We start from the raw sequence: 4,742 nt of genomic DNA on the forward strand, positions 1-4,742 counted from the left end.
GTCTGGCCGCCGCGCCGCACGCGGACCTCGACCTCTATGACCCCGCCGAACGCTCGGCCGAGGCGCTTGAAGCCGCCGCCGCCGAAGCCGAGGCCGCCGCCCTGGCCGTATCGGGCGTGTCCAAATCCGAAGGCGGCCACGCCTCATGGTCGGCCAGCGAATGGCGCCTCGTCACCTCGCACGGGTTCGACGGCCGCCATCGCGGCAGCGCCTTTTCTCTGGGCGTCGGCGTCATCGCCGAGAAGGACGGCGCCATGGAGCGCGGCGGCGAAAGCCGCGCCGTGCGCCACCTGTCCGACCTGCCAGACGCGGCCTCCATCGGCCTGAAGGCGGGCGAGCGCGCCGTCGCCCGCGTCGGCCCGCGCAAGATCGCCTCGACCACCGCCCCCGTCATCTTCGAGAACCGCGTGGCGACACAGGTGCTGTCGCCGCTGCTGGGCGCCATTTCCGGCCCGTCGATCGCGCGCGGCAGCTCCTTCCTGAAGGACAAGCTGAACCAGAGCGTCCTGCCGACCGGCGTCGACCTGGTCGACGACCCGTTCCGCCCGCGCGGCCTCGGCTCCACCCCCTTCGACGATGAAGGCGTGGCGGTCGAGCGGCGCGAGATCGTCAGGGACGGCGTCCTGACCACCTGGCTGCTGAACACGGCCTCGGCGGCCCAGCTGGGCCTGCAGACCACCGGCCACGCCTCGCGCGGGCTGGCGGGACCGTCGGGCGTCTCGACCCACAACCTGCACCTGGCGCCGGGCGAAGGCGATCTGGACGCCCTGATGGCGCAGGCCGGGACAGGCCTTTTGATCACCTCCATGTTCGGCCCCTCGCTGAACGGCAACACCGGCGACTGGTCGGCCGGGGTGTCGGGCTTCTGGTTCGAGGACGGCCAGCGCGCCTATCCGGTCAGCGAAGTCACCGTGGCGGGCAATTTGATCGACCTCTACGCCCGCCTGCAACGCGCCGGGGATCTGGAGTTCCGCGGCGCGTTCAACAGCCCCTCCCTGCTGTTCGACAAGGTGGCGATCGCGGGCAAATGAGCGACCCCTCTTCAGCGCTCTGGGCCGCCGACCTCGCCCTGATCCGCGACGCGGCCCTGGCCGCCGGTCGACTGGCGCTCGAACACCGCGCGGCCGGGCTGAAGGTCTGGTCCAAGGACGGCGGCTCGCCCGTCACCAGCGCCGATCTGGCGGTGGACCAGCTGTTGCGCGACGCGCTGCTGACCGCCCGGCCCGACTACGGCTGGCTGTCCGAGGAAACGGCCGACAGCACGGAGCGCCTGTCGAAAAAACGCATCTTCGTCGTCGATCCGATCGACGGCACCGTCGCCTTCATGAAGAACAAGCCGTGGTGGTGCGTGCCCATCGCCGTGGTCGAGGACGGCCGCCCCGTCGCCGCCGTCATCCACGCCCCGATGATGGACGAGGTGTTCGAGGCCACGCTGGGCGGCGGCGCCCGCCTGCAGGGACGGCCCATCAGCGCCTCCGACACCGACGACCTGGAAGACGCCGAGCTTCTGGCCGACGCTCGGCTGATGGAGGCGCGCGAATGGGACGAACCCTGGCCCTCGATGCGCTTCTCCAAACGCAACGCCCTGGCCTATCGCATGGCGCTTGTGGCGGCGGGCGCCTTCGATGCGGCCATCGCCATCAGCCCCAAATGGGATTGGGACGTCTGCGCCGGCGCCCTGATCGCCGAAGAGGCCGGGGCCAAGGTCAGCGACCATATGGGCCGTCCGTGGCGCTTTAATCGCCCCGATCCGCGTCAAACCAGCCTGATATGCGCCGCACCGGCCCTTCACCCGTTGATCGTGAGGCGCACAGCGCCTATCCCGCTGGCCATCTGACATTCCTCCCGCAATGGACCCCCTCTCCATGGCCGACTCTCACGATCCCCAACTGCTTCACCTCGTCATCGGCGGCGAGATGCGCCACCCGGCCGAGCCCGTCTTCCGCGACCTGTCGCAGGTCGAGTTCGTCGGCGCCTTCGGCAACTACGAAGAAGCCAAGAAGGCCTGGAAGGCCCGCGCCCAGGCGACCGTCGACAACGCCCACATGCGCTACTTCATCCTGCACGCGCACAAGCTGATCGATCCGCGCACCGACGCCTGATCGAGCATTCACGGCGTCATCACGCCGCTGTTCAGGAACCGCAGGGGCGGCTGATGCGCTTTCTCATCAGTCGCCTTTGTCATGAACAGGATTCGCCATGCTGCCGACCCTCATCGTCCTGCTTCTGGTGGTCGTCGCCGTGGCGGCGATCGTGTGGGTCGTGCGCAAGGGGCCGCCGCACGTCGCCCGCCCCGGCGAGGATCAGGACACCGCCTGGAACGACCCCTTCACCCCTTCTGATCGGGACCGCAGACCTTGACGCTATTCGGCCAGACGCTGGACGGCCAGCAGATCTTCGGCGTGGTTTCCCTGATCGCCGTCCTGGCGCTATGGCTGATCGTCCTAGCCCGCCAACGCGATCACGTCCGTCAGATCAAGCGCTGGAAGAAGGAACAGGCGGCGCGCAACGCCCCGCCGCCCGCCGCCGGACGCGGCCCCTGGGGCTGAGGCCTATTCGCGTTTCAACAGACGGTCGACGACCAGCTTGCCCCACCAGCCGGCCTTGAACTCGGCGCGGATCGCCTTGGGATCATAGGCGTCGCTCTCGACCCAGTCCTCGAAGCTGACGCCCGTGGGTTCGACCTCGGCGACGTATTTCTCCAGCGTATAGTCCAGCACGCCGGTCAGCCCCTCGCGGCTGTGCAGGGTGCGCTTGCCCAGTTCCTCCATCGCCGCCGAGATCGGTTCGCCCAGGTGGAAGTGGCGATAGAAGACCGCCATCATTCCCGCCCGGTCCGCGCCCGACTTGCAGTGGATCAGGGCCGGATACTCCATCGTCTGGAACAGGGCCTTGGCCCGGCGCACCCGGTCCTTGCCCGGCGGATCGCGCGAATCCAGCGGCGCGTCGATCAGCGTCAGGCCCAGCCGTTCGCAGGCGTCCTTCTCCAGCCAGTAATAGGCCTCGTCCCTCTGGCCGCGCAGATTGACGACGGTGCGGACGCCCTGCCGCTTCCACCAGGCCAGCTGGCGCGGCGACGGCTGATTGGTCCGCACCAGATCCGGTCCCAGCCAGTGGGCGTTGGTGAACGCCGTGCGCAGGAAGGCGTGATCCTTCCAGAAATAGGACCAATGCGCCTTGAAACGGCCGAACGGCGTAGTCAGATCGTAGCGCCCCATGACGGCGAGATAGCGCCGTTTGCACCCGGCGTCACCCGTCCAAGGCCGTCTCTCTCGCGCGCGGCCGCTTGACTTGACGCCTCAGCCGTTCGACCGAAGGCCGATGACCGTTCCCGTCCCCCATGCCGACGCCCGCGAGCCGCTGCGGCCTCTGCTCGCCCGCATCTGGCGCGAGTATCTGTCGCGGCACAAGCCGGCCTTCTTCGCCTCCATGCTGCTGGCGGGCGTGTCGGGCGGGCTGACGGCCCTGCTGCTGAAGTTTCTGGAACCGGCCATCGACCTGCTGTTCGGCAAGCACGCAGGCCCCGTGACCATCTGGAACACCGTCACCATCCCGGCGGACAAGGTGCTGATCGCCATCCCCCTGTTCATCATCGCCGTGGCGGTGATCCGCTCGCTGGCCATGGCCGGTCAGGCGGCGCTGGTGAACCGGCTGGGCCACGGCATCGTCGGCGACATCCAGAAACAGCTGTTCTCGGGCATGATCCGGGCCGACCTGTCGCGCCTGCGCAGCCAGCATTCGGGGACGTTCGTCTCCTCCGTCCTGTTCGACGCCAATCTGGTGCGCGAGGCCTTCACCTCGGGCGTGGTCAACTACACCCAGAACGCCTTGATGCTGCTGGGCGTCATCGTCGCCATGGGCTTCATCGACCTGCCGCTGACGCTGATCGTCCTGCTGGGCGTGCCGCTGGTCAGCTGGATCATCGGCCGCTTCGGCAAGAAGTCGAGGAAGGCCGCCCACGGCGCCATGGTAGAGACCGAGGCCCTGTCCAGCGCCCTGATGGAGAACCTGGACGGCGTCCGCGTCATCAAGATCGAAAACCGCGAGGCGGCCGAGGAAACCCGCGTCTCCACCGTCATCGACCGCCGCCAGCGCCACGTCATCAAGGGCGCCGACAGCCGCGCCTTCGCAGGTCCGGCCAGCGACATCGTCGCCTACGGCGTCGTCGCCGCCGTCATGGCCTATGCCGGATGGAGCGCCAGCCGGGGTCATATGACGGTCGGCGCCTTCGCCTCCTTCATCGGCATGCTGCTGCTGGCCGGTCAGGCCCTGCGTCAGGTGACGAACCTGACGACGGTGCTGAGCGAAGGCTTCACCGCCGCCCGCCGCCTGTTCGCCGCCCTGGACATCGAGCCCGAGATCCGCGAGGCCAGCGACGCCGCCCAGGTCGCGCCCGGCCCCGTCACCGTCGCCCTGGAGCAGGTCTCCTTCGCCTATCGCGCCGACGAGGACGGGTCCGCGCCGACCCTGTCGGACGTCAGCCTGCACGTCGCGCCGGGCGAGACCATCGCCCTGGTCGGCCCCTCGGGCGGCGGCAAATCGACCATCCTCAGCCTGCTGCCGCGCTTCTATGACGTGACGGCCGGCCGAGTGACGCTGAACGGCCGCGACATCCGCGAGCTGAGCCTGTCGTCCCTGCGCGACCACATCGCCCTGGTGACGCAGGAGCCCTTCCTGTTCGACGACACCATCGCCGCCAACATCGCCTATGGCCGCCCCGGCGCCACGGCCGAAGACATCGT

7 protein-coding genes are annotated in these 4,742 nt (G+C 68.9%); 6 read left to right on the forward strand and 1 reads right to left on the reverse strand.

Annotated features, from left to right (window positions below; all coding sequences use genetic code 11):
* The 5 genes from BDIM_RS11455 to BDIM_RS11470 all read left to right on the forward strand — a co-directional run.
* Positions 1 to 1,031, forward strand: a 1,031-nt coding sequence (locus BDIM_RS11455; RefSeq protein ID WP_040345897.1) for a TldD/PmbA family protein, incomplete at its 5' end; no start/stop codon positions are given.
* Positions 1,028 to 1,837, forward strand: a complete 810-nt coding sequence (locus BDIM_RS11460) for a 3'(2'),5'-bisphosphate nucleotidase CysQ (RefSeq protein ID WP_003165765.1) — start codon at positions 1,028 to 1,030, stop codon at positions 1,835 to 1,837. The genes BDIM_RS11455 and BDIM_RS11460, both read left to right, overlap by 4 nt.
* A 13-nt stretch (positions 1,838 to 1,850) precedes the next feature.
* Complete coding sequence (locus BDIM_RS11465) at positions 1,851 to 2,102, forward strand: DUF4170 domain-containing protein (protein WP_003165766.1); 252 nt, start codon at positions 1,851 to 1,853, stop codon at positions 2,100 to 2,102.
* Between the two features lie 97 nt (positions 2,103 to 2,199).
* Positions 2,200 to 2,361, forward strand: coding sequence for a hypothetical protein (locus BDIM_RS18010; RefSeq protein WP_003165767.1), 162 nt, complete (start codon positions 2,200 to 2,202; stop codon positions 2,359 to 2,361).
* A complete protein-coding gene (locus BDIM_RS11470; protein WP_003165768.1) occupies positions 2,358 to 2,549 on the forward strand; it encodes a hypothetical protein in 192 nt (63 codons plus the stop codon). Before BDIM_RS18010 ends, BDIM_RS11470 begins: the two co-directional genes overlap by 4 nt.
* A 3-nt stretch (positions 2,550 to 2,552) precedes the next feature.
* On the opposite strand, the gene BDIM_RS11475 is transcribed toward BDIM_RS11470, so the two are convergent.
* On the reverse strand, positions 2,553 to 3,218 hold the full coding sequence (locus tag BDIM_RS11475; protein WP_003165769.1) for a protein tyrosine phosphatase family protein: 666 nt from the start codon (positions 3,216 to 3,218) through the stop codon (positions 2,553 to 2,555).
* 103 nt (positions 3,219 to 3,321) lie between these two features.
* Between BDIM_RS11475 and BDIM_RS11480 the strand changes: the two genes are divergently transcribed.
* On the forward strand, positions 3,322 to 4,742 hold a 1,421-nt coding region (locus BDIM_RS11480), incomplete at its 3' end, for an ABC transporter ATP-binding protein (RefSeq protein WP_040345900.1).

This window comes from Brevundimonas diminuta ATCC 11568 (assembly GCF_000204035.1).
Lineage (GTDB): Bacteria > Pseudomonadota > Alphaproteobacteria > Caulobacterales > Caulobacteraceae > Brevundimonas > Brevundimonas diminuta.